The sequence below is a fragment of the Bradyrhizobium sp. ISRA442 genome, assembly GCF_038085055.1.
Lineage (GTDB): Bacteria > Pseudomonadota > Alphaproteobacteria > Rhizobiales > Xanthobacteraceae > Bradyrhizobium.
This window is the reverse complement of the sequence record NZ_JALGCN010000068.1, coordinates 1-994: the sequence shown is the minus strand read 5'-3', so window position 1 is coordinate 994 and position 994 is coordinate 1. Positions and strand designations below refer to the sequence as shown.

The 994-nt window shown below is 64.1% G+C and carries 1 protein-coding gene; it reads right to left on the bottom strand.

The window, feature by feature from the left end; genetic code table 11:
* Positions 1 to 15 precede the first annotated feature (15 nt).
* A protein-coding gene (locus tag MTR72_RS40220) for an IS630 family transposase (RefSeq protein WP_280965490.1) occupies positions 16 to 962 on the bottom strand; the annotation gives its coding sequence in 2 pieces (ribosomal slippage) (positions 16 to 621 and positions 624 to 962; 945 coding nt in all).
* Positions 963 to 994 lie beyond the last annotated feature (32 nt).

The window sequence follows — 994 nt, the reverse complement described above, 5'->3', positions numbered from 1 at the left end:
TAGAGCGGTTCCCGATCAGGTTGGTTCGTATCCAGCGGCTGCGAAGTAGTTGGCGCATTCGCGCGGCGTGAAGCGATCGAGGCAGCGTCCGATTGCGTTCCACAAGCCTTCGACGGTGCGCTCGGCGGCCCTGCGCAGCAGCGCTTTCAGCTTGGCGAAGGCGTTCTCGATGGGATTGAGGTCGGGACTGTAGGGCGGGAGATAGAGGAGCTTTGCGCCGGCAGCCTCGATCGCTGCGCGCACGCCTGCGCCCTTGTGGCTGCCGAGATTGTCCATGACGACGATATCTCCTTCCCGCAATTCTGGAACGAGCACCTGGTCCACATAAGCCTGGAAGGCGAGCCCGTTGATCGGCCCATCGAGAACCATCGGCGCGACCATGCCCGACAGGCGCAGGCCTGCAACAAAGGTCGTTGTCTTCCAGTGGCCGTGCGGAATGGAGGCCCGCAGCCGCTCGCCGCGGGGCGCACGCCCGCGCGGGCGTGCCATGTTGGTTGACGCCCATGTCTCGTCAATGAAGATGAGCTTGTCAGGATCGAGGCCAATCTGGCCGTCGACCCACTCTTCTCGCTTCTTCAGGACGTCCGGCCGCTCTTGCTCAGTGGCGTATACAGTCTTTTTTTGAGCGTGATCTTGCGACGCTGGAAGAAGCGCGACAACGCGGAGACGCTGAAAGCGTGTCCATCGGCGGCGAGCGCCGCCTTCAGTTCCTCCAATGTGCTGTCGGGCTTGGCCGCAATCAGCGCGAGGATGCGTTCAGCTTGCGCTTCGATCGCCTGCGAGCGTCGATCGCCGCCCTGTGGCTTCGGCGTCACTTCGCCCGTCTCGCGCGCTTGCGCCATCCAGCGGATCGCACTCGACACGCCCACTCGAAAGTGCGCAGCGGCCTCCCGACACGACATGCCGCCCGCAACGGCGGCAACCACACGCTTGCGGAGATCAATCGAAAGAGGTGGCGCCATGCCCGCCGGCCTCCTTCGCCAGCAGGCAGTTT